We start from the raw sequence: 19501 nt of genomic DNA on the forward strand, positions 1-19501 counted from the left end.
GAGCACGGCGCGCAGACTGCGCTTCACCGCGCCGAGGTGATAGGCCAGTTCCTCCGGCGTGGCGGTGGTCAGGCTCAGGGCCTCAGCGGCGGCAAGGCTGCCCGGCGACGATCACAACGGCCCGCTCCAAGCCGTCGCGGGTGGGCTTGCCCGCCGCGATACACGCCGGGCACAGACCCGAACGCGGCTCGGCGGGATCACGGGGCCCGAAGTCACCGGGGGTGGCGCACAGGGCCCACCCAGGGGCTGAGACGGGCACGGTGCGGCCGTGGGCGGTCACCGGATCACCACCGTCCCGTGCGGCGCGCAGATCAACTCCACCCGGGGGACGCTCTTCGGGCGCTGTTGCTGCCGTGGCTCGTGTGCCACCACGTAGGGCCGCACCAACGCGGGCAGTTCACTGTCCACTTGCGCACCACACTTCCGTCTTTGGCGGTGCGTTCCTACTGCGTACGGTGACCGTTAGACACGGAGTGCGTCTACCGTGTGAAGCGTGCCTAACGTAGCCCGAGGACCGCCCGCCCATTCCGTCGGCCCCTGACTACTCGGCAGGGGCCGTTGCGCTGCCCGGTACGGCTCCGTGCCGCATGGGCCTACCCGGGTTCGTGGCCCGCTGTAGGGCGTTGACCTGTACAGATATGCCTCGTGGCGGCCTTGCGCCGATGGGGGTGTCTCAGTGCGGCGGGGCGACTTCCTGCCGAGACGGGGCGCAGATCGGGGTGGCCCGCCGCTCGGCGCGCGACCGGTCGGGGGTGACGCGCCCGGCGTCGCCGATCTCCTCGCGGCCGAACTCGAAGAACTGCGCCTCGCGGGTCACGCCTCGCGCAGGTCCTTGACCCTGCGGAGCTTGCCGAGGGAGCGCTCCAGGGTCTCCGGGTCCACGATGGTCACGTCCACGCTCACGCCGACGCCGTCCTTCACGCCCTTGGCGATGGCCCGCGCCGCGCTCTCGCGCCGCTCCGGCCCGGCGTCGGGCCGCGCCTCCACGCGGACGGTCATGTGGTCCATCCGCCCCTTCCTGCTGAGCTGGATCTGGAAGTGCGGGGTGACATCGGGGGTGCGCAGCACGATCTCCTCGATCTGGGTGGGGAACACATTCACCCCGCGCACGATGATCATGTCGTCGCAGCGGCCGGTGATCTTCTCGATGCGGCGGAACCCGGTCCGGGCCGTTCCGGGCAGCAGCCGGGTCAGGTCCCGGGTGCGGTAGCGGATGATGGGCAGCGCTTCCTTGGTGAGCGAGGTGAAGACGAGTTCCCCGCACTCGCCGTCGGCCAGGGTGTCGTCCGTGATCGGGTCGACGATCTCGGGCAGGAAGTGGTCCTCCCACACATGCAGACCGTCCTTGGTCTCCACGCACTCCTGCGCGACGCCCGGCCCCATCACCTCGGAGAGCCCGTAGATGTCGACCGCGTGGATGTCCATGCGCTCCTCGATCTCGCGGCGCATCTCCTCGGTCCACGGTTCGGCGCCGAAGATGCCGATCTTCAGTGAGGTGGAGCGGGGGTCGACGCCCTGCCGTTCGAACTCGTCGAGCAGGGTGAGCAGATAGGACGGGGTGACCATGATGATGTCGGGCTCGAAGTCCTGGATGATCTGCACCTGACGCGCCGTCATCCCGCCCGAGGCGGGAATCACCGTGCAGCCGGCCCGCTCGGCGCCGTAGTGGGCCCCGAGCCCGCCGGTGAACAGGCCGTAGCCATAGCTGATGTGGACCTTGTGTCCCGGGCGGCCGCCGGCGGCGCGGATCGAGCGGGCGATGAGGTCCGCCCAGGTCGACAGGTCGTTCTCGGTGTAGCCGACCACCGTCGGGCGTCCGGTCGTACCGCTGGAGGCGTGCAGGCGCCGGACCTCGGACATGGGGACGGCGAACATGCCGAAGGGGTAGGTCTCGCGCAGATCGGCCTTGGTGGTGAAGGGGAACCGGGCCAGGTCCCGAAGCGACCGGCAGTCATCGGGCGCCACTCCGGCCTGGTCGAACTTCTTGCGGTACAGCTCGACGTTGTCGTAGGCGTGCCGCAGCGTCTGCCGGAGGCGGCGCAGCTGGAGGTCCCGCACCTCCTCGGGGGACAGCCGCTCGGCATCGTCCAGCAGGTCCGCCGGAAGGGGCTCCCCCCGGCGTGCCGGGGCGTCGGCCGGTGTGTTCGGTTCGCTGGTCATCGCGGCTCCTCGGGTTCCGTGCCCCGGACGCTGCGGCTGCGGCCTCGGAACTCCGCGATCACCGCGTCGCCGCGGGCAACGCTCACGTCATAGATACCGCTGCGACCGAAGCGGGTGACCTCCCGGGCGGTGGCCACCAGCACGTCCCCTTCCCTCGCGGGTGCCACGAAGGTGATCTCCGCCCCGGACGCGACGGTCACGGGGCCATGGCTGTTGCAGGCGCAGGCGAAGGCGGTGTCGGCGAACAGGAAGAGGTATCCGCCGTGCGCGATCCCATGGCCGTTGACCATGGACGCGGTCACGGTCATGCGCAGCACGGCGGTCCCCTCGCCCTGCTCCAGCACCTCGATGCCGAGGAGCCGCGAGGCCTTGTCCGCGGCGAACATACGGGCCGCGGGCCCCTTGGCCGACTGCATGGCTTCCGTCACGTCGTCCCACCACCTTGTGTACCGACCGAACATTCGGTTAGCGTGCGGCACGGCCAAATAATCAAGCCGTGCCATGGCCTGTCAAGAGGTGAGCCACATGCCGTACGCAGCCCCCGAGGTGCCCGACTTCTTCGCCCGCCACCGCAGACTGCTGGAGCGGGCGGTGGCCGCGACCGAGAGCCGGGAGCACTGGACGCCGTATCCGGAGTCGCCCAGCAAGACGGTGTACGGCGAGGACGCCCCGGTCCTCGGTGAGGCAGCCTTCCGGGAGCAGATCGGCAGGCCGTTCGACCTGCCCGGCCATCCGGAGGAGGGGCGGGTGGCGCCCGAGGAGCGCTCTCCGTACGGCTTCCCGCTGGGCATCGACTACCCCCGGCTGGCGCCGGAAGCGGCCGTGGCCGCCGCCGAGGCCGCCACCGGCCCCTGGCGCGCGGCGGGCCCGGACACCCGCGCCGGGGTCGTGGCGGAGATCCTCGCCCGGCTCAACGCGGCGAGCTTCGAGATCGCCCACGCCGTACAGCACACCACCGGCCAGGCGTTCGTCATGGCCTTCCAGGCCGGCGGCCCGCACGCGCAGGACCGCGGACTGGAGGCCGTCGCCTACGCGTGGGCGGCGCAGAAGAAGCATCCGGCGGCCGCCCGCTGGAGCAAGCCGCAGCGCAAGGGCGACGCCCTGGTCATGGACAAGACCTTCACCCCCGTCGGACGCGGTGTGTCGCTGCTCATCGCCTGCAACACCTTCCCCACCTGGAACGTCTATCCCGGGCTGTTCGCCTCGCTCGCCACCGGCAACCCCGTCGTGGTCAAGCCGCACCCGGGCGCCGTACTGCCCCTGGCCGTCACCGTCCGCATCGCCCGGGAGACGCTGGCCGAGGCGGGCTTCGACCCCGACCTCGTGCTCCTGGTGGCCGAGCCCCCCGGGGGCCGGGCCGCCGCCACGCTCGCCCTGGACCCTCGGGTGCGGATCGTCGACTTCACCGGCTCCACCGCGTTCGGCGACTGGCTGGAGACCAACGCCCGGCAGGCCGTCGTGTACACGGAGAAGGCGGGTCTGAACACCGTCGTCCTGGACTCGACCGACGACTACCGCGGTCTGCTGGGCAACCTCGCCTTCTCGCTGTCCCTGTACAGCGGGCAGATGTGCACCACCCCGCAGAACCTGCTGATCCCGCGCGAGGGCATGGCCACCGACCAGGGACACAAGACGGCCGACGCGTTCGCCGCCGACCTCGCCGCCGCCCTGGACCGGCTGCTCGGCGATCCCGCCCGCGCCGCGGGCACGCTCGGCGCCCTGGTCAACGACGGGGTGCGGGAGCGGCTGGAGAAGGCGGCCGCGCTGGGCCGGACGGTGCGCGCCTCGGCGCCCGTCGAGCACCCCCAGTACCCGGCGGCGGACGTGCGGACACCGCTGGTGGCCCGGCTCGACGCGGAGGCCGACCGCGACGTCTTCACCCAGGAGTGGTTCGGACCAGTGTCCTTCGTGATCGGCACCGACTCCACCCGGCACGGTCTGGACCTGTTCCGTGAGACGGTGCGCGAGCACGGGGCGCTGACCGCCGCCGTCCACTCCACCGACGAGCGGGTGCTGACCGCCGCCGAGGAGGCGGCCCTGGACGCGGGCGTGCACCTGTCCGAGAACCTCACCGGCCAGGTCTTCGTCAACCAGTCCGCCGCCTTCAGCGACTTCCACGGCAGCGCGGCCAACCCCGCGGCGTGCGCCACCCTCTCCGATACCGCCTTCGTCGCCGGCCGCTTCACGGTCCTCCAGTCCCGCCGCCCCGTCGCCGCCACCACCGAGGAGCCCGCCTGATGCCCGAAGACGTCTATCTGATCGACGGAGCCCGCACGCCGCAGGGCCGCTACGGCGGCGCCCTGGCCTCCGTACGGCCCGACGACCTGGCGGCGCTCGTGGTCGGCGAGGCCGTGCGCCGCGCGGCGGTCCCGGCCGAGGCCGTGGACGAGGTGGTCCTCGGGGCGGCCAACCAGGCGGGCGAGGACAACCGGGACGTGGCGCGCATGGCCGTCCTGCTGGCCGGGCTGCCGCACACCGTGCCCGGCTACACCGTGAACCGGCTCTGTGCCTCCGGCCTGACCGCCGTCGCCTCGGCCGCCCAGGCCATCCGGGCCGGGGAGGCCGACCTCGTCGTGGCCGGCGGCGTGGAGTCCATGACCCGGGCCCCGTGGGTGATGCAGAAGCCCGGCACCCCGTGGGCCAAGCCGGGCCAGGTGCACGACACCGCGCTGGGCTGGCGCTTCACCAACCCCCGCTTCACGGCCGCCGACCGTGCCGTGCCGGCCGGCGCCGGGCCCGATGCGGTGAAGGTCACCCTGTCGATGGGGGAGACCGCCGAGGAGGTCGCGGCCCTGGACGGCATCACCCGCGCCGAGTCCGACGCCTTCGCCCTGCGCAGCCACCAGCGGGCCGTCGCCGCCCAGGAGGCGGGCCGCTTCGACCGCGAAATCGTGCCCGTCCCAGTGCAGGACGGCCAGGTCACGCGGGACGAGGGGCCGCGCCCCAGCACCTCGCTGGAGAAGCTCGGCACGCTGCGGACGATCTTCCGTGAGGACGGCATCGTCACCGCCGGTTCCTCCTCGCCGCTCTCCGACGGGGCCGCCGCCCTGGTCGTGGCGAGCGCGGCGGCCGTGGACCGGTACGGGCTCACCCCACGGGCCCGGATCGTCACCTCCGCCTCGGCCGGTGTCCAGCCCCATGTGATGGGCCTGGGCCCGGTGCCGGCCACCGAGAAGGCCCTCGCCCGGTCCGGGTGGCGGATCGGGGACCTGGACGCCGTCGAGCTGAACGAGGCGTTCGCCGCGCAGGCGCTGGCCGTGATCCGCCGGCTGAAGCTGGACGAGGACGGCGGGGACAAGGTCAACGCCGACGGCGGCGCCATCGCACTCGGCCACCCGCTGGGCTGCTCCGGCGCCCGCATCCTGCTCACCCTGCTCGGGCGCCTGGAGCGAGAGGACGCCGCACGCGGACTGGCCACCCTGTGCGTCGGGGTGGGACAGGGCGTGGCGATGCTGGTGGAGCGGGTATGAGCGCGACCGCCTACGAGACGCTCCTGGTCGAGGAGCGCGACGACCGGGTGATCGTCACCCTCCACCGCCCCGAGGCCCGCAACGCCATCAGCGGCCGCATGATCGCCGAACTGCACGAGGTGTGCGCCCTGCTGGAGAGGGACCCGAAACTGCTGCTGCTCACCGGCCACGGCCGGGTGTTCGCCGGTGGCGCCGACATCGCCGAGCTGCTGCGACGCGGCCGGGACGAGGCCCTCCAGGGCATCAACAGCCGCCTGTTCGAGCGGGTGCGGCGCTTGCCCATGCCCACCCTCGCCGCCGTCGACGGCTGGGCCCTCGGTGGTGGCGCGGAGCTGAGTTACGCCTGCGACCTGCGCATCGCCGGGCCCGACGCGGTTTTCGGCAACCCGGAGCCGGGTCTGGGCATCCTCGCCGCGGCCGGCGCCTGCTGGCGGCTGCCCGAGCTGGTCGGCGAGTCCGTCGCCAAGCAGGTGCTGCTCGCGGGGCGCACCCTCGACGCGCCGGCGGCCCTGGCGGCGGGCCTGGTCATCGAGGTCGTACCGGCCGACGAGCTGCTGGACGCCGCGCATGCGCTGCTCGACCGCATGGCCCGTTCCTCGGCCACGGCGCTGCGCCTGACCAAGCTCGTCGTCGACTCGCCCGGCGCCCATCCGGTCGCCGACGACCTGGCCCAGGCCGTGCTGTTCGAGGGCCAGGACAAGAAGGACCGCATGACCCGCTTCCTGGAGAAGAGGAGCCGAGCATGACCGCCGCACCCGCACCCGCACCCGCACCCGTCCCCGCACCCGCGGTCGTCGGAGTCATCGGCGGTGGCCGCATGGGCGCCGGGATCGCCCAGTCCTACGCGGCCGCCGGGTCGGCGGTGACCGTGGTCGAGAGCGGCGCCGCGGCCGCCGCTGCCGCGCTGGAGCGCGTGTCCACGGGTCTGGAGCGGGCCGCCGAGCGCGGCCGGCTGGCCGAACCGGCCGACCGGATCCTCGCCCGGGTGAGCACCGCGGAATCGGTCGCCGCACTGCCCCGCGAGGCCGACCTGGTGGTGGAGGCCGTCCCGGAGGACGCCGCGCTCAAAGCGCGGGTCCTCGCCGCCGCCGAGGCGGCCGTGACCGCGTCGACGGTGCTGGCCAGCAACACCAGCTCGCTGTCGGTCACCGAACTGGCCGCCGCGCTCACCCGCCCCGGCCGGTTCCTCGGCATGCACTTCTTCAACCCGGTGCCCGCCTCGGAGCTGGTCGAGATCGTGGTGGCGCCCGGCACCGACCCCGCCACCGTGGATGCCGCCCTGGCCTGGACGCACTGCCTCGGCAAGAAGGACGTCGTGGTCAAGGACTCGCCCGGCTTCGCCAGCAGCCGTCTCGGCGTCGCCCTGGGGCTGGAGGCCATCCGCATGGTCGAGGAGGGCGTGGCGGAGCCCGAGGCCATCGACGACGCGATGCGGCTCGGCTACAAGCACCCCATGGGACCCCTGCGCCTGACCGACCTGGTGGGTCTGGACGTGCGGCTGGCCATCGCGGAGCATCTGCACGCCACGCTCGGCGAGCGGTTCGCCCCGCCCCGGCTGCTGCGCGAGAAGGTCGCCCGTGGCGAACTCGGCCGCAAGACCGGACAGGGGTTCTACCCCTGGTGACCGGCACGCCGCGGTCCCGCACCCGGAATTGACCCGCTCCGGCGGTTGCCGGAACCAAGGAGGCTCGGCATATCATGTACCGAACGAATGGTCGGTTGGGATAGGTGGTAGGGATGACAGCACGGCAGACCGGCTCGTCGGCGGTGGACGGCGCGCCGCCCGGACTCCAGGAGCGCTTCGACGAGACGATCGCCCGCGACCAGCGGATCGAGCCGCGCGACTGGATGCCCGACGGCTACCGCAAGACCCTGATCCGGCAGGTGGCCCAGCACGCCCACTCCGAGATCATCGGCATGCAGCCGGAGGGCGAGTGGATCACCCGCGCCCCGTCGCTGCGCCGCAAGGCGATCCTGTTCGCCAAGGTCCAGGACGAGGCCGGCCACGGGCTCTATCTGTACTCGGCGGCCGAGACGCTGGGCGCCGACCGCGCGGACCTCACCCAGCGGCTGATCGAGGGGCGCCAGAAGTACTCATCGATCTTCAACTACCCCACCCCGACCTTCGCCGACGTCGGCGTCATCGGCTGGTTCGTGGACGGCGCCGCCATCTGCAACCAGGTGCCCCTGTGCCGCAGCTCCTACGGCCCCTACGCACGCGCCATGGTGCGCATCTGCAAGGAGGAGTCCTTCCACCAGCGGCAGGGCTATGAGCTGCTGATGACGATGATGCGCGGCACCGACGCCCAGCGCGAGATGGTCCAGGACGCGGTCGACCGCTGGTGGTGGCCGTCCCTGATGATGTTCGGCCCGCCCGACGACGACTCGCCCAACTCGGCCCGGTCCATGGCCTGGAAGATCAAGCGGCACAGCAACGACGAGCTGCGCCAGCGGTTCGTCGACATGACCGTGCCGCAAGCCGAGAAGCTCGGCGTGACCCTGCCCGACCCCGAGCTGCGCTGGAACGCCGCACGCGGCCGGCATGACTTCGGCACTCCCGACTGGGCCGAACTCAAGCGGGTGATCAGCGGCGACGGCCCCTGCAACACCGCACGCATGGCGCGCCGCAAGGCCGCGCACCAGGAGGGCGCCTGGGTGCGCGAGGCGGCCGCCGCGCACGCCGCCAAGCAGGCCGCACGGACACGGAAGGGAGCGGCGGCATGAGCGACCCGCGGACGACGAAGGGCGACTGGCCGCTGTACGAGGTCTTCGTGCGGGGCAAGCGCGGACTCAACCACGTCCACGTCGGCTCCCTGCACGCCGCCGACGACCGGATGGCCCTCACCCACGCCCGCGACCTGTACACCCGGCGCAACGAGGGCGTGAGCATCTGGGTGGTGCGCTCCGAGCACATCGCCGCCTCCACCCGCGACGAGAAGGACCCCTTCTTCGACCCGAGCGCCGACAAGGTCTACCGGCACCCCACCTTCTACGACATCCCCGACGACGTCCCGCACATCTAGGAGCAGGAATGAGCGACGACCACGTCTACCTGTCCCTGGCCGAGGAGCACGCCGACGGCGACGCCCGCTGGGCCTTCGGGACCGGCTTCGAGGACCCGCTGCACGGGGTGAGCACCGCCGTTCCCGAGGGTGTCGACCGGGCGGAGCTGGCCGCGCTGTGTCTGGCACTCGGCGACGACGCCCTGGTCACGGCCCAGCGCCTGGCCGAGTGGACCACCCGCGCGCCGGAGCTGGAGGAGGAGGTGGCGCTCGCCAACATCGGACTCGACCTGCTCGGCCAGGCCCGCCTGCTGTACGCCCGCTGCGGACAGGTCGACGGCACCGGACGCGGCGAGGACGCCTACGCGTACTTCCGCGACGCGCACGACTTCCGCAACGTCCGCCTGGCCGAACTCCCCAATGGCGACTTCGCGTTCTCCATCGCCCGGCTGCTGGTGTTCTCCAGCTGGCGGCTGGCCCACTTCGGACGGCTCACGGCCGCCGCCGACCCGGTGCTCGCCGCCGTCGCCGCCAAGGGCGTGAAGGAGCTGACGTACCACCGGCAGTACGCGGCGGAGTGGGCCGTCCGGCTCGGTGACGGCACCGCGGAATCCCACCGCAGGATGCGGGCCGCTCTGGCCCACATGGCGCCGTACCTGGGCGAGTTGTTCGCCGCCCATGACGCCGAAACCGAGGTCCTCGCCGTGCTGCGGCAGGTCGGCGAGGCCACCGGGCTGCCCCTGCCGGACGCGCCGCCGGCCGCCGGCTTCGGACGCGAGGGCGACCACACCGGGCATCTGGCCCCGCTGCTGGCGGAACTCCAGAGCGTGGCCCGCGCCCACCCGGAGGCAGCGTGGTGACCATGCCGACCGTCCTCACCGACGCACGGCGCGCCCGGCACATCGCCGCGCGGGTGCCCGACCCCGAACTGCCCATGCTCACCCTCGCCGACCTCGGTGTGCTGCGCGAGGTGACGGTGACACCCGACGGCACGGTCATAGCCGACCTCACGCCGACCTACTCCGGCTGCCCGGCCATGTCCGAGATGCGCGCCCAGGTGGCCGCGCGGCTGAAGGACGCCGGCTACCGGCGGGTGGAGGTGCGCACGGTCCTCGACCCGCCGTGGACCACCGACTGGATCACCCCCGAGGGGCGCCGCAAGCTCGCCGAACACGGCATCGCGCCCCCCGGACCGGCGCCACGCCCGGCGCCCGGCCCGGTACCGCTGGTCCTGTCCGCCACCCGGCGCGCGGTGCCGTGCCCGCGCTGCGGCGCCACGGACACCGAGGAGACCTCCCGCTTCGGCGCCACCTCCTGCAAGGCGCTGTGGCGCTGCCGCGCCTGCCGCGAACCGTTCGAGTACGTCAAGGAGATCTGATGGAGGACCTGTTGGCCCCCGGCACTAAGGCCCCCGTCACGGTGCGGCGCACCCGCCGCCGCCCGGCCTTCCACCCGCTGCGGGTGGCGGCGGTCGAGCGGCTGTGCGAGGACGCGGTCGCGGTGAGCTTCGACATACCCGACGAGCTGGCGGGGGAGTTCGCCTTCGCGCCCGGCCAGTCCCTCACGCTCCGGCGCCAGGTGGACGGACGGGACGAGCGGCGCTCGTACTCGATCTGCGCCCCGGCAGGCGCCCGGCCCCGGATCGGCGTCCGGGTGGTGCCCGGCGGGCTGTTCTCCTCCTGGCTGGTCCATGAGGTCGGACCGGGGGACACCGTCGAGGTGATGGCCCCGGTCGGCGCCTTCACCCCCGATCTGACCGAGCCCGGACACCATGTGCTCATCGCGGCCGGCTCGGGCATCACACCGATGGTCTCCATCGCCGAGTCGGTCCTGGCCGCCGACGACGACTCCCGGGTCACCCTCTTCTACGGCAACCGCCGCACCGACTCGGTGATGTTCGCCGACGAACTGGCCGATGTGAAGGACCTCTACCCCGCCCGGTTCCAGCTCGCGCACGTGCTCTCCCGCGAGCCGCGCGAGGCCGAGCTGCTGAGCGGCCGCCTGGACGCCGACCGGCTGGCCGCGCTCATCGACGGTCTGGTCGACGTCGCCGACGCCGACCACTGGTGGCTGTGCGGCCCGCACGGCATGGTCCGCGACGCCCAGCGGGTGCTGGCCGGACTGGGGGTCCCGGCCGACCGGATCCACCAGGAGCTGTTCTTCGCCGGCGAGGAGCCGGTGGGAGCCGTGCGCCGGGAAGAGCCCCGGGCCGACGGACCGGTCAGCGAGGTCACCGTCGTCCTGGACGGGCGCTCCACCACATCCGCGCTCTCCCGCGAGGCCACCGTTTTGGACTCGGCCTCGCGCATCCGCCCCGACCTGCCCTTCGCCTGCAAGGGCGGCGTCTGCGGCACCTGTCGGGCCCGGGTCACCCAGGGCGAGGCCGATATGCGCCGCAACTACGCGCTGGAACCGGCCGAGGTCGCCGCGGGCTATGTGCTGACCTGCCAGACCTTCCCGGTCTCCGACACCCTGACCGTCGACTTCGACAGCTGAGGTCGCCGAGCCGGCCGAAGGGGCGCGCGTCAGCCCATCCGGTCCTCAGCCCATCCGGTCCTCGGCCGACAGATGCTCCACCGTCCTGCCGGTCGCGGTGAACGTCGGCGCGAGCTTCACCGACGCGCTGCACACCTGCGCCCTCGTCGGCGGCATCGGCATGCTGGTGGCCGCGGTGGTCGCCCTCGTCCTGATCGGCGTGCGCACCCGGTCCGCGCAACGCACCGGCGGGGCGGCCGATGCGATGACGCACCCCGCCGGAGCCACCGGGCCGGTCGCGGCCGGCGACGTGAGCTGAGTGTTCGCCGGCCGGTGCGGGGCGGTGGTCCGTCGGTACCCCCGGCGCACCACCACCTTGGTCATCGCGTCCCAGCCGGCAGGGTACGGTCAGGTGCCCCCGGGGCGCGGCTGCTGCTAGGGTCGGCGATGTGACTGCCGGGTCGGCCATGGGCCATACACGAGTGAGGCGCCCGGCCTCGGCGTGAACCCGAGGCGGGCCAGAGCCCCGCCCCTTTTCTCCGTGTCATTCCTCCCGGCGCCCGTACGCGGCGCCGGTTCCAGCGGATCCCACGATGCGGAGACCTCACCACAGATGCCACACCAACAGCGTCCCCGGAGCGACGTCGAACGCCCGGCCACCGCCGTCCAGCTCAATCACACCGCCGTCTACGCCCGCGACCGGCGGCTGTCCGCCGAGTTCATCGCCGCGATCCTGGGGGTGGCGGTCGGCGCCCCCTTCGGCCCGTTCCTGCCCGTCGAGCTCGGCAACGGCGTGACACTCGACTACTACGAGAAGCGCGACGAGCCCATACAGCCGCAGCATTACGCGTTCCTCGTTCCCGACGAGGGGTTCGACGCGATGATCGCCCGCCTGGAAGCGGTCGGCGTCACCTACTACGCCGACCCCGGCCACACCGATCCCGGCCGGATCAACCGTCTCTTCGGCGGGCGCGGCGCGTACTTCGACGATCCCGGCGGCCACAACATGGAGATCATCACCCGGCCCTATATCCACCCCCAGTGACCTGGATTTTCGTACGCCCGGAGGCAACGCCACCCCTGCCCCGAGTATGATCCGCGGCCCCCTACACTGTCTGCAATCCCCGCGTTGATCGGAGCACCACATGCGTCGCCTTGCCCTTGCCCTTCTGGCCTGTACCACCCTCACACTCGCCGGGTGTGCGCAGGACTTCGACCGGGGTCCTGACGGGGTGGTCACCGACAAGGTCAAGGACGGGAAGAAGTTCTACCTGGTCGTCGATCCGACCAAGGGGGGCGAGGAGAAGAAGTTCCGGGTCAGCAAGTACGACTACCACGACTGCAACCGGGGCTCGAAGTACCCCAAGTGCGTGGACGACTGAGCCTTGAGGGCCTGAGCGTCAGCACCGCGGGCATCGGCCGGCCGCCGATGCCCGCGAAGGCGAACTGCCCCGCCCCGGCGCACGAGGTGGTGTCGTGCGCCGGGGCGGGGCGCGGCGCCGTGGATCACTCCCGGAGGCCGTGGATCACTCCCAGATGGAGTCGACCCACTCGGGGTGGTCGATGAACGGGTTCCGGTTGTGCTGGAAGCTGTCGTAGATGACCTGGTTGCGGTTCTTCTCGAAGTCGTCCGGCGGGTCCTCGTCGTTCCACTGCTTCAGTACGGACAGGCGGCCGATGTTGGGGGCGGAGCCGTTGTCGACCTTGTCGTTGGGCTCGAGGTCGGCGAAGCCGTCGTCCCCCTCGTAGCGGACGGCCATGTAGAGGATCATCCGGGCGACATCGCCCTTGACCTGGTCGCGGGGTTCGAAGGAGTCGTCGTCGGTGCGGTTGCCGGCGGCGTCGGGCACGTCCTCGCCGCCGTTGTCGAAGTCCTTGTTGCCGCGGATGCTGTTCACCGTGACATTGGCCGGACGCAGGTGGTGCAGGTCGGTGCCGGGCCCGGTGGCGGTGCCGAAGTCGCCGTGCGACTTCGCCCAGACGTGCTCGCGGTTCCACTGGTCGGCGTTGCCGCCGTTCTCGTCCTTGGACTGGGAGCGGCCGGAGTAGAGGAGTATGACGTTCGACGGGTTGTCCGGGTCCTCGTCCGTGGCCTTCAGCGCGTCCCAGACCTCGCTGTAGGACACTTTGGTCTGCTCGCTGATGATCGTGTGCAGCGCGGCCTTCAGCTCCTGGCCGCTCTTGCCCAGCGCGTCCTGGTAGTAGGTGTCGTCCAGTACCCGTACGGCCGTGGGCCGGTGGTGGTCCGATGCGACCGGGGCGACCGGTGTGTCGGCGGCGGCGACCGAGGGGACGGCGATACCGGCCGCGGCCACTACGGCCAGCAGGGAGATGCGCCGTGACCGGCGCGGGCGATGAGTGGACATGATGTGGGGGGTGTCCTCTCCGAGACGAGTGCCCGGACCGCCAACGAGCGTCATGGGCACGTATGTTCAAGGGGTAAGCCCTGGGAGACTCCCACGCATGACGCCCGAACATGTGTCCATGCTGTGCTCGTTCGGCGTGAATCCGGTGAACACCCGGTGGCCGCCCCTGCGTGTGCCGCCCTCCGCCGTGCCGGAGGAGACGTGTCGGCGGTCGAGGAGTGCTGGCAGTATCGGCGTATGGCTGAACAGATCATCGCCGCGTGTGACGGGGCATCGAAGGGAAACCCCGGGCCCGCGGCCTGGGCATGGGTCATCGGCGGCACCGATGGAGCGGTGGAGCGCTGGGAGGCCGGGCCACTGGGCACCGCGACCAACAACGTGGCCGAACTCACCGCGCTGCAGCGGCTGTTGGAGTCCACCGACGCGGTCGTGCCGCTACAGGTGCGGATGGACTCCCAGTATGCGATGAAGGCGGTCACCACATGGCTGCCCGGATGGCGGAAGAAGGGGTGGAAGACCGCATCGGGATCGCCGGTGGCCAACCGCGAGCTGGTGAAGCGTATCGATGAGCTCTTGGGCGGCCGCACGGTGGAATTCGTCTATGTGCCGGCCCACCAGATCGACGGTGACCCGTTCAACGCGGCCGCCGACCGGGCGGCCAGCCACACGGCCCGCACACAGCAGCCCGCGGGCACCTCGCTCGGCTCCGCCCTGCCACCCCCCGAGGGCCCGACGGCGACGCGCCCGGCGGGCCGCGGTGGCGCGGCGCGCTCGCGCACGACGACGGCACAGCGGGGGAGGGGCGCCCGCTCGAAGGGGTCCATCAAGGCGAAGTTCCCCGGCCGGTGCCGCTGCGGCACGCCCTACGCCAAGGGTGAAACGATCGTGAAGAACGCCGACGGCTGGGGCCATCCGTCCTGCGCCACCTGAGGCCGGGCGCGGAAAGCGCCGCCGCGCCCGTCGTTTGGTGGTGAGTGCCTTCCGAGGTGTGTGCTCCCTCACTTCTGGATCGATCGGTCCCGAAGTCGCTTGACAGTCGAGTCCGGTCCGGGTGAATGTTCTGGCATGAACGATCCAGAATTGCTGTCGGGCAGTACGTCATGCCTGACCGCGGCGCCCGGCCCGGCCACCGTGGCACCCGCACAGTCGGTGGCGCCCGGCCGCCCGGCGGTCGCCGCACCCGACCCCCGCGGGGGTTCTGCCGGGCTGAGCCGGGCGACGGTGCTGCTGCTGTCGCTCGTGTGCGGCTCGGCGGTGGCCAACATCTACTACGCCCAGCCCTTGCTGCCCGTCATGGCGAAGGCGCTCGGGGTGTCCGAAGGGGCCGGTGGACTGGTCGTCACCGCCTCGCAGATCGGCTATGCGCTCTCGCTGGCACTGCTGGTGCCCCTGGGCGATGTGCTCGAACGCCGCCGTCTGGTCAGCGTGTTGCTCGGACTCACCGCCGTGGCCCTGCTCGGCGCGGCCGCGTCCCCGTCGCTGGGGCCCCTGCTCGCCGCGATCGCCGCGGTGGGGGTGACATCGGCGGTGGCCCAGATCGTGGTGCCCATGGCCGCGTCGCTCGCCGCCGACCACGAACGCGGCTCGGTGGTGGGCACGGTGATGAGCGGTCTGCTCATCGGCATCATGTTCGCCCGCACCCTCGCCGGGCTGCTCGCCCAGATCGGCGGGTGGCAGCTGGTGTTTATCGTCGCGGCCGTCCTGATGGCCGTGCTGGCCGTCACCCTGCGCCTGGTCCTGCGCCCCGTACCGCCGCCGGAGCGCACGGCCTACCCCCGGCTGCTGCGCTCGGTACTCATGCTGGTGCGCACCGAGCCGCTGCTGCGCCGGCGCATGGGCCTGGCCGCGGTCGGGATGGGCTGCTTCACCATCCTGTGGACCGCGTCGTCGTTCCTGCTGGCCAACCCGCCGTACAACTACCGTCCCGCCGCCATCGGCCTGTTCGGCCTGGCCGGGGTCGTCGGAGCTGTCGCCGCCGTCATCGCCGGCCGGCTCGCGGACCGCGGCCGTGGCCGTCAGGTGGTGACGGGCGGGCTGATCCTGCTGACCGGCAGCTGGGGTGTGCTCGCCGCCGCCGGCCTGGGCGGAGCGGCCGGTCTGACCGCGCTGATCGTCGGCATCATGGCGCTCAACCTCGCCCAGCAGTCCCTGCTGATCAGCCACCAGAGCGCGATCTACCGCCGGGCCCCGCACGCCCGCAGCCGGGTGACGACCGCCCTCATGGTCTCCGCGTTCGTCGGCAGCGCCGCCTCCTCGGCGCTGACCGCACTGCTCTACCCGCTCCTCGGATGGACGGGCATGTGCGGCCTCGGCGCGCTGATCGCGCTGGCCGGGGTCGGCATCTGGATCCTCGAACTGCGCCGGCCCAGCCCCTCCGAGCCGCTCGCCGCTCCGTCGGCGGCCCAGGAGGACGACCGTGCCTGAGACCGCCGGCTGCCCCGTCCCGACGACTCTCCCTCATGAAAGGCCCCACACCGTGGTGACACCCGTAGGCAAGACCGATGCCGTGGCGGACGGTACGCGGGGCGGCGGCGCCGACGGCTCCGGGTCCCGGCTGCCGGGGCTCTGGCGGCGCACCATCGGCGAACTCACCCTGACCTATGTGCCCGACGCGGGCGTCGCCATGATCCCCACGCGTGTCTACCCGCTCTCCACCCCACAGGACTGGGACGGGCACCGCACACATATGACCGGAGAGGGCCACCTGGCCATGGGATGCGGAGCGCTGCTCGTCGAGCGCGGAGCGACCCGCCTGCTCATCGACGCCGGCCACGGCTCCATTTCCGGCGAGGACGTGGAGCACTTTCAGCATGGGTTCGCCCATGTGCGGACACTGCCCGCGGCGCTGACCGAACTCGGCGTGGACCCCGCCGACCTGGAGATGGTCGCCTTCACCCACCTCCACGGCGACCACACCGGATGGGCCCGGCCCGACGCGGTCGAGGATCCACGGAGCCTGTTCACCACGGCACGGTGGATGGTCGGCGAGGGCGAACTGAAGGGCGCCGCCCTGGGAGACGGCCCGATACTGGCCGGCGGGGACGAACGGATCACGTTCGTCGCCGACGGAACCGAGATCGCCGACGGCGTCCGCGCCTGGTCCCTGCCCGGACACACCCCCGGGCACACCGCCTGGATCCTCGACACCGGCGACGGCCGGAGCATCGTGGCCTTCGGCGACGCCATGCACTCCCCGGTCCAGGTGCGGCACCCGGACTGGCGGGTGGTGCTGGACGCCCACCCGGACGAGGCCGAGAAGTCACGACGCCGTCTCATCGACCACCTCGCCCGGGACGGGGTCTTCGGTTTCGGTGTGCACTTCGCCGACCAGCAACTGGGAACGGTGGACGGCTCCGGGCGGTGGCGCCCGTGGTCCGACGAGACGACCGGGTAGGTGCCGTGGCCCCTCAGGCGGAGGGTGCCTCGCCCGACTCGGCCGTATCGGCGGCCGGGTCCGGGGTGGCGGGCGAGTAGAAGACCGACTTCTGCTGCTTGGTGCGGTGTGCCTGGCCCTTCGCGACGAGGGACTCGAGCGTGCTGCGCACGACCGTGGCCTTGATCTCGCGGTCCGGATGCGCCTGTGTGACGGCGGCGGTGATCTCGGCGGCGGAACGGGGCTCACCGTGCTGGGTGAGGTGGTCACGGACGAGATCCCGGAGCGTGGGCGCGTCCGCCTCCCGCGCCCGCTTGGCACGGCCGCTGCCCGGCTCCGCGCGCTTCCGCTTGCCGTTGGTGGCGTCGGCCTTCTTCTTCGCCTTGCGCGGCGCCGACGGTGCGGTGGACTTCGGCGCGGCGGACTCCGGCGCTGCGGACTCCGGCGCTGCGGACGCGCCGTTCGCGGCGCCGCTGGAGCCACCGTTCGCCGGTACGTCGGCGGTGGCGTCGTCACCAAGGGTCTGCCGCATGGTGAGCAGCAGCGCCCGGTTTTCCTCCAGTACCGCCAACTGCTCCCGCAGCGCTGCTATTTGGGAGCTGATACGTTCGTGCTCGGCGGTGTTGCGTTCCAGATCGGCGGCGACCTGAGCCGCGTACTGGGACTTCAGGTTGGCATTGTCGGCAGAGGTGTCCACTACAAGCTCCCTCATCTGGGCGCATAACGTGTTGGTGCTGGATGGTACATGTGCGCCAATCCCACGTGACGCCGCCCTGCTGTGGAGTTGGACCGGAAAGGAACCACGGATGACCTCGGACGCACGACCCATACGATCCGGCGCACACGCGACGGCGGGCCCGGCGGCGGACACACTCCCGGACACGATGCGCGCCGCGCGGTTCGACACGGCCGCGCGCACCCTGACGGTCGAGGAGGTACCGGTGCCCCGGCCGGGAGCGGGCGAGGTCCTGGTCAAGGTGGCCGCGTGCGGCATCTGCCAGTCGGACCTGAGCCAGCTCGACGGCCATATCGCGCCCCGGCTGCCGGTGGTCACCCCCGGACACGAGGCGTCGGGGGTGGTGGCGGCGGTGGGTGACACCGCCGGACACTGGAAGGCGGGCGACCGGGTGGTGCTGGGCGCGGGGAAGGCGTGCGGCACCTGTTCCGCCTGCCGGTTCGGCGGTGGCACGAACACGTGTGAGAACCTCCAGGTGATGGCCTTCCACTACGACGGGGCCTGGGCCGAGTACGTACTGACGGACGCGACGACGCTCATCGCCGTGCCCGACTCCGTACCCCTGGAACACGCCGCCGTGCTCGCCGACGCCGTCTCCACCCCGTACGGCGCCATCGACACCGCCCAGTTGCGGTCCGCCGAATCCGTGGGCATCTGGGGGCTGGGGGGTCTGGGTACCCACCTCGTCCAGCTGACGCGCGTCTGCGGCGCGTCCCCGATCGTCGCCCTCGACCCCCTGCCCGCCGCGCGTGAGCGCGCGCTCGCGCTGGGCGCCGACTTCGCGCTCGACCCGACGGAGGAGGACACCCCGGCCAGGCTGAAGGAGATCACGGCGGGCAAGGGCCTGGACGTCGCCTTCGACTGCGTCGGCCGCGCCCCTGCCTTCACCCAGGCCGAGCGTGCCCTCGGCCACCGGGGCCGCCTGGTGCTCGTCGGCATCTCTCCCGACCCGCTGGCCGTGGGCCCGGAAATCCACTTCGTGCGCAACCGCCACACCGTGATCGGACACACCGGGTATCGCATGGAACACCTGGAGGACCTGGTCGAACTGACGGCCCGGGGCCGCCTGGACATCTCCGGTTCGGTCAGCGCCGTCCTTCCCCTGGAGGACGTGCACGAGGGCATCCGCCGGCTGCGTGAGCGGGAGGGCAACCCGATCCGCGTCCTGCTGCGGCCCTGACCGCCCACGGCCGCCCCGGTCCACTCGGCGGGCGCCCGACACCGGCCGGGGCGAGACCCCGGCCGGTGTCCGCCTCAGGAGTACGGCTGCCTCAGGAGCCCGGCTGCTCGATCCACGCACGCCACTGCCCGGCGCCGACGAGTTCGGCCAGCCGCTGGTAGCCGCCCCTGCCCGGATGCGCACCGTCGCCGGCCAGGGCTTCCCGGGTCCAGACCGGGTCGTCGGCCAGTTCCAGGGTCGTGGCGATGAACGGGACGTGCTGTGACCGGCAGAGGGCGGCCATCTCGTCGGCGAGTGCCGCGGTACGCCGCAGATGCTCGCCGCCCGCGTCCACGACCGGCGGTGGGCCCACGACCAGTGGCGTGATGGCCTGCCGCCGGGCCTCCTCCAGGATCGAGGCCAGGTTCTCAACAGTGCGGGCCGCGCCGACGCGCACCGTGCCGTTCTCCTGGACCATGTCGTTGCTGCCGAAGGAGACGACGAGCCGGTTGTCGGAGCCGGGCAGGGTCCGCGGCAGGACCTCCTGCCAGCAGCGCCGCAGGACGTCCTCGGAGGTGTCGCGCCTGATGCCCAGGTTGAAGGCGGTGATGTCGCCACCGGTGGCCTCCAGCACCCTGCCGACCCACCCCCGGTGTTCCGGGTCGCCGATCCCCTGGACGAAGGAGTCCCCGATGAAACAGATACGTATGGTTCCGCTCACTTGGGCGACCCTAGCGTCCGGGCGTGGGCCGTTCGCGTA

Annotated in this window: 23 protein-coding genes; 16 read left to right on the plus strand and 7 right to left on the minus strand. The window is 72.1% G+C overall.

The window, feature by feature from the left end; genetic code table 11:
- Nucleotides 1-276: 276 nt before the first annotated feature.
- The 4 genes from PS467_RS37515 to paaI all read right to left on the minus strand — a co-directional run bounded on the left by PS467_RS37515 (nt 277) and on the right by paaI (nt 2576).
- Entirely contained in the window at nt 277-408 is a 132-nt protein-coding gene (locus tag PS467_RS37515) for a hypothetical protein (protein ID WP_311038986.1), read from the minus strand.
- Between the two features lie 265 nt (nt 409-673).
- The gene (locus PS467_RS37520; RefSeq protein WP_349256496.1) at nt 674-817 is read right to left on the minus strand and encodes a hypothetical protein; all 144 of its coding nucleotides are present in this window, start codon (nt 815-817) and stop codon (nt 674-676) included.
- Complete coding sequence (gene paaK, locus PS467_RS37525; RefSeq protein ID WP_311038987.1) at nt 814-2160, minus strand: phenylacetate--CoA ligase PaaK; 1347 nt, start codon at nt 2158-2160, stop codon at nt 814-816. The genes PS467_RS37520 and paaK overlap by 4 nt, the downstream gene beginning before the upstream one ends.
- Nucleotides 2157-2576, minus strand: a complete 420-nt coding sequence (gene paaI, locus PS467_RS37530; RefSeq protein ID WP_311040082.1) for a hydroxyphenylacetyl-CoA thioesterase PaaI — start codon at nt 2574-2576, stop codon at nt 2157-2159. The genes paaK and paaI overlap by 4 nt, the downstream gene beginning before the upstream one ends.
- A 109-nt stretch (nt 2577-2685) precedes the next feature.
- Here paaI and paaN point away from each other — a divergent pair, with 109 nt between their 5' ends.
- The 12 genes from paaN (at nt 2686) to PS467_RS37590 (ending at nt 12489) form a co-directional block, all read left to right on the plus strand.
- Nucleotides 2686-4398 carry a phenylacetic acid degradation protein PaaN gene (gene paaN / locus PS467_RS37535; RefSeq protein WP_311038988.1) on the plus strand — a complete coding sequence of 571 codons (1713 nt, stop codon included), beginning with the start codon at nt 2686-2688 and terminating at the stop codon, nt 4396-4398.
- On the plus strand, nt 4398-5630 hold the full coding sequence (locus PS467_RS37540) for a thiolase family protein (RefSeq protein ID WP_311038989.1): 1233 nt from the start codon (nt 4398-4400) through the stop codon (nt 5628-5630). Before paaN ends, PS467_RS37540 begins: the two co-directional genes overlap by 1 nt.
- A complete protein-coding gene (locus tag PS467_RS37545; RefSeq protein WP_311038990.1) occupies nt 5627-6376 on the plus strand; it encodes an enoyl-CoA hydratase/isomerase family protein in 750 nt (249 codons plus the stop codon). Before PS467_RS37540 ends, PS467_RS37545 begins: the two co-directional genes overlap by 4 nt.
- Nucleotides 6373-7254 (plus strand): 3-hydroxyacyl-CoA dehydrogenase family protein, encoded by an 882-nt coding sequence (locus tag PS467_RS37550; RefSeq protein ID WP_311038991.1) that lies wholly within the window; start codon nt 6373-6375, stop codon nt 7252-7254. The genes PS467_RS37545 and PS467_RS37550 overlap by 4 nt, the downstream gene beginning before the upstream one ends.
- Nucleotides 7255-7367: 113 nt before the next feature.
- Complete coding sequence (gene paaA, locus PS467_RS37555; protein WP_311038992.1) at nt 7368-8354, plus strand: 1,2-phenylacetyl-CoA epoxidase subunit PaaA; 987 nt, start codon at nt 7368-7370, stop codon at nt 8352-8354.
- A complete protein-coding gene (paaB, locus tag PS467_RS37560; RefSeq protein WP_268976136.1) occupies nt 8351-8653 on the plus strand; it encodes a 1,2-phenylacetyl-CoA epoxidase subunit PaaB in 303 nt (100 codons plus the stop codon). Before paaA ends, paaB begins: the two co-directional genes overlap by 4 nt.
- An 8-nt stretch (nt 8654-8661) precedes the next feature.
- The gene (gene paaC / locus PS467_RS37565; RefSeq protein WP_311038993.1) at nt 8662-9492 is read left to right on the plus strand and encodes a 1,2-phenylacetyl-CoA epoxidase subunit PaaC; all 831 of its coding nucleotides are present in this window, start codon (nt 8662-8664) and stop codon (nt 9490-9492) included.
- Between the two features lie 2 nt (nt 9493-9494).
- Nucleotides 9495-10010, plus strand: a complete 516-nt coding sequence (gene paaD, locus PS467_RS37570; RefSeq protein ID WP_311038994.1) for a 1,2-phenylacetyl-CoA epoxidase subunit PaaD — start codon at nt 9495-9497, stop codon at nt 10008-10010.
- On the plus strand, nt 10010-11128 hold the full coding sequence (gene paaE / locus PS467_RS37575; protein ID WP_311038995.1) for a 1,2-phenylacetyl-CoA epoxidase subunit PaaE: 1119 nt from the start codon (nt 10010-10012) through the stop codon (nt 11126-11128). Before paaD ends, paaE begins: the two co-directional genes overlap by 1 nt.
- A 97-nt stretch (nt 11129-11225) precedes the next feature.
- Nucleotides 11226-11426 (plus strand): hypothetical protein, encoded by a 201-nt coding sequence (locus tag PS467_RS37580; RefSeq protein ID WP_311038996.1) that lies wholly within the window; start codon nt 11226-11228, stop codon nt 11424-11426.
- Between the two features lie 294 nt (nt 11427-11720).
- Nucleotides 11721-12152, plus strand: a complete 432-nt coding sequence (locus tag PS467_RS37585) for a VOC family protein (RefSeq protein ID WP_311038997.1) — start codon at nt 11721-11723, stop codon at nt 12150-12152.
- Between the two features lie 100 nt (nt 12153-12252).
- A complete protein-coding gene (locus PS467_RS37590) occupies nt 12253-12489 on the plus strand; it encodes a hypothetical protein (RefSeq protein ID WP_268976159.1) in 237 nt (78 codons plus the stop codon).
- A 144-nt stretch (nt 12490-12633) separates the two neighbouring features.
- On the opposite strand, the gene PS467_RS37595 is transcribed toward PS467_RS37590, so the two are convergent.
- Nucleotides 12634-13473 (minus strand): endonuclease I family protein, encoded by an 840-nt coding sequence (locus tag PS467_RS37595; protein WP_311038998.1) that lies wholly within the window; start codon nt 13471-13473, stop codon nt 12634-12636.
- 237 nt (nt 13474-13710) lie between these two features.
- Here PS467_RS37595 and PS467_RS37600 point away from each other — a divergent pair, with 237 nt between their 5' ends.
- The 3 genes from PS467_RS37600 to PS467_RS37610 all read left to right on the plus strand — a co-directional run bounded on the left by PS467_RS37600 (nt 13711) and on the right by PS467_RS37610 (nt 16867).
- Nucleotides 13711-14403 carry a ribonuclease H family protein gene (locus tag PS467_RS37600; RefSeq protein WP_311038999.1) on the plus strand — a complete coding sequence of 231 codons (693 nt, stop codon included), beginning with the start codon at nt 13711-13713 and terminating at the stop codon, nt 14401-14403.
- Nucleotides 14404-14538: 135 nt separating this feature from the next.
- Complete coding sequence (locus PS467_RS37605; RefSeq protein ID WP_311039000.1) at nt 14539-15897, plus strand: MFS transporter; 1359 nt, start codon at nt 14539-14541, stop codon at nt 15895-15897.
- 52 nt (nt 15898-15949) lie between these two features.
- Entirely contained in the window at nt 15950-16867 is a 918-nt protein-coding gene (locus tag PS467_RS37610; protein ID WP_311039001.1) for an MBL fold metallo-hydrolase, read from the plus strand.
- Between the two features lie 13 nt (nt 16868-16880).
- On the opposite strand, the gene PS467_RS37615 is transcribed toward PS467_RS37610, so the two are convergent.
- Nucleotides 16881-17543, minus strand: a complete 663-nt coding sequence (locus PS467_RS37615; protein ID WP_311039002.1) for a hypothetical protein — start codon at nt 17541-17543, stop codon at nt 16881-16883.
- Nucleotides 17544-17730: 187 nt separating this feature from the next.
- Between PS467_RS37615 and PS467_RS37620 the strand changes: the two genes are divergently transcribed.
- Nucleotides 17731-18762 carry a zinc-binding dehydrogenase gene (locus PS467_RS37620; RefSeq protein ID WP_311039003.1) on the plus strand — a complete coding sequence of 344 codons (1032 nt, stop codon included), beginning with the start codon at nt 17731-17733 and terminating at the stop codon, nt 18760-18762.
- Nucleotides 18763-18853: 91 nt separating this feature from the next.
- Here the strand turns inward: PS467_RS37620 and PS467_RS37625 are convergent, their stop codons facing one another.
- Nucleotides 18854-19462, minus strand: a complete 609-nt coding sequence (locus PS467_RS37625) for a GDSL-type esterase/lipase family protein (RefSeq protein WP_311039004.1) — start codon at nt 19460-19462, stop codon at nt 18854-18856.
- Between the last annotated feature and the right edge of the window lie 39 nt (nt 19463-19501).

It is taken from the genome of Streptomyces luomodiensis (genome assembly GCF_031679605.1).
GTDB classification, from domain to species: Bacteria; Actinomycetota; Actinomycetes; order Streptomycetales; family Streptomycetaceae; genus Streptomyces; species Streptomyces luomodiensis.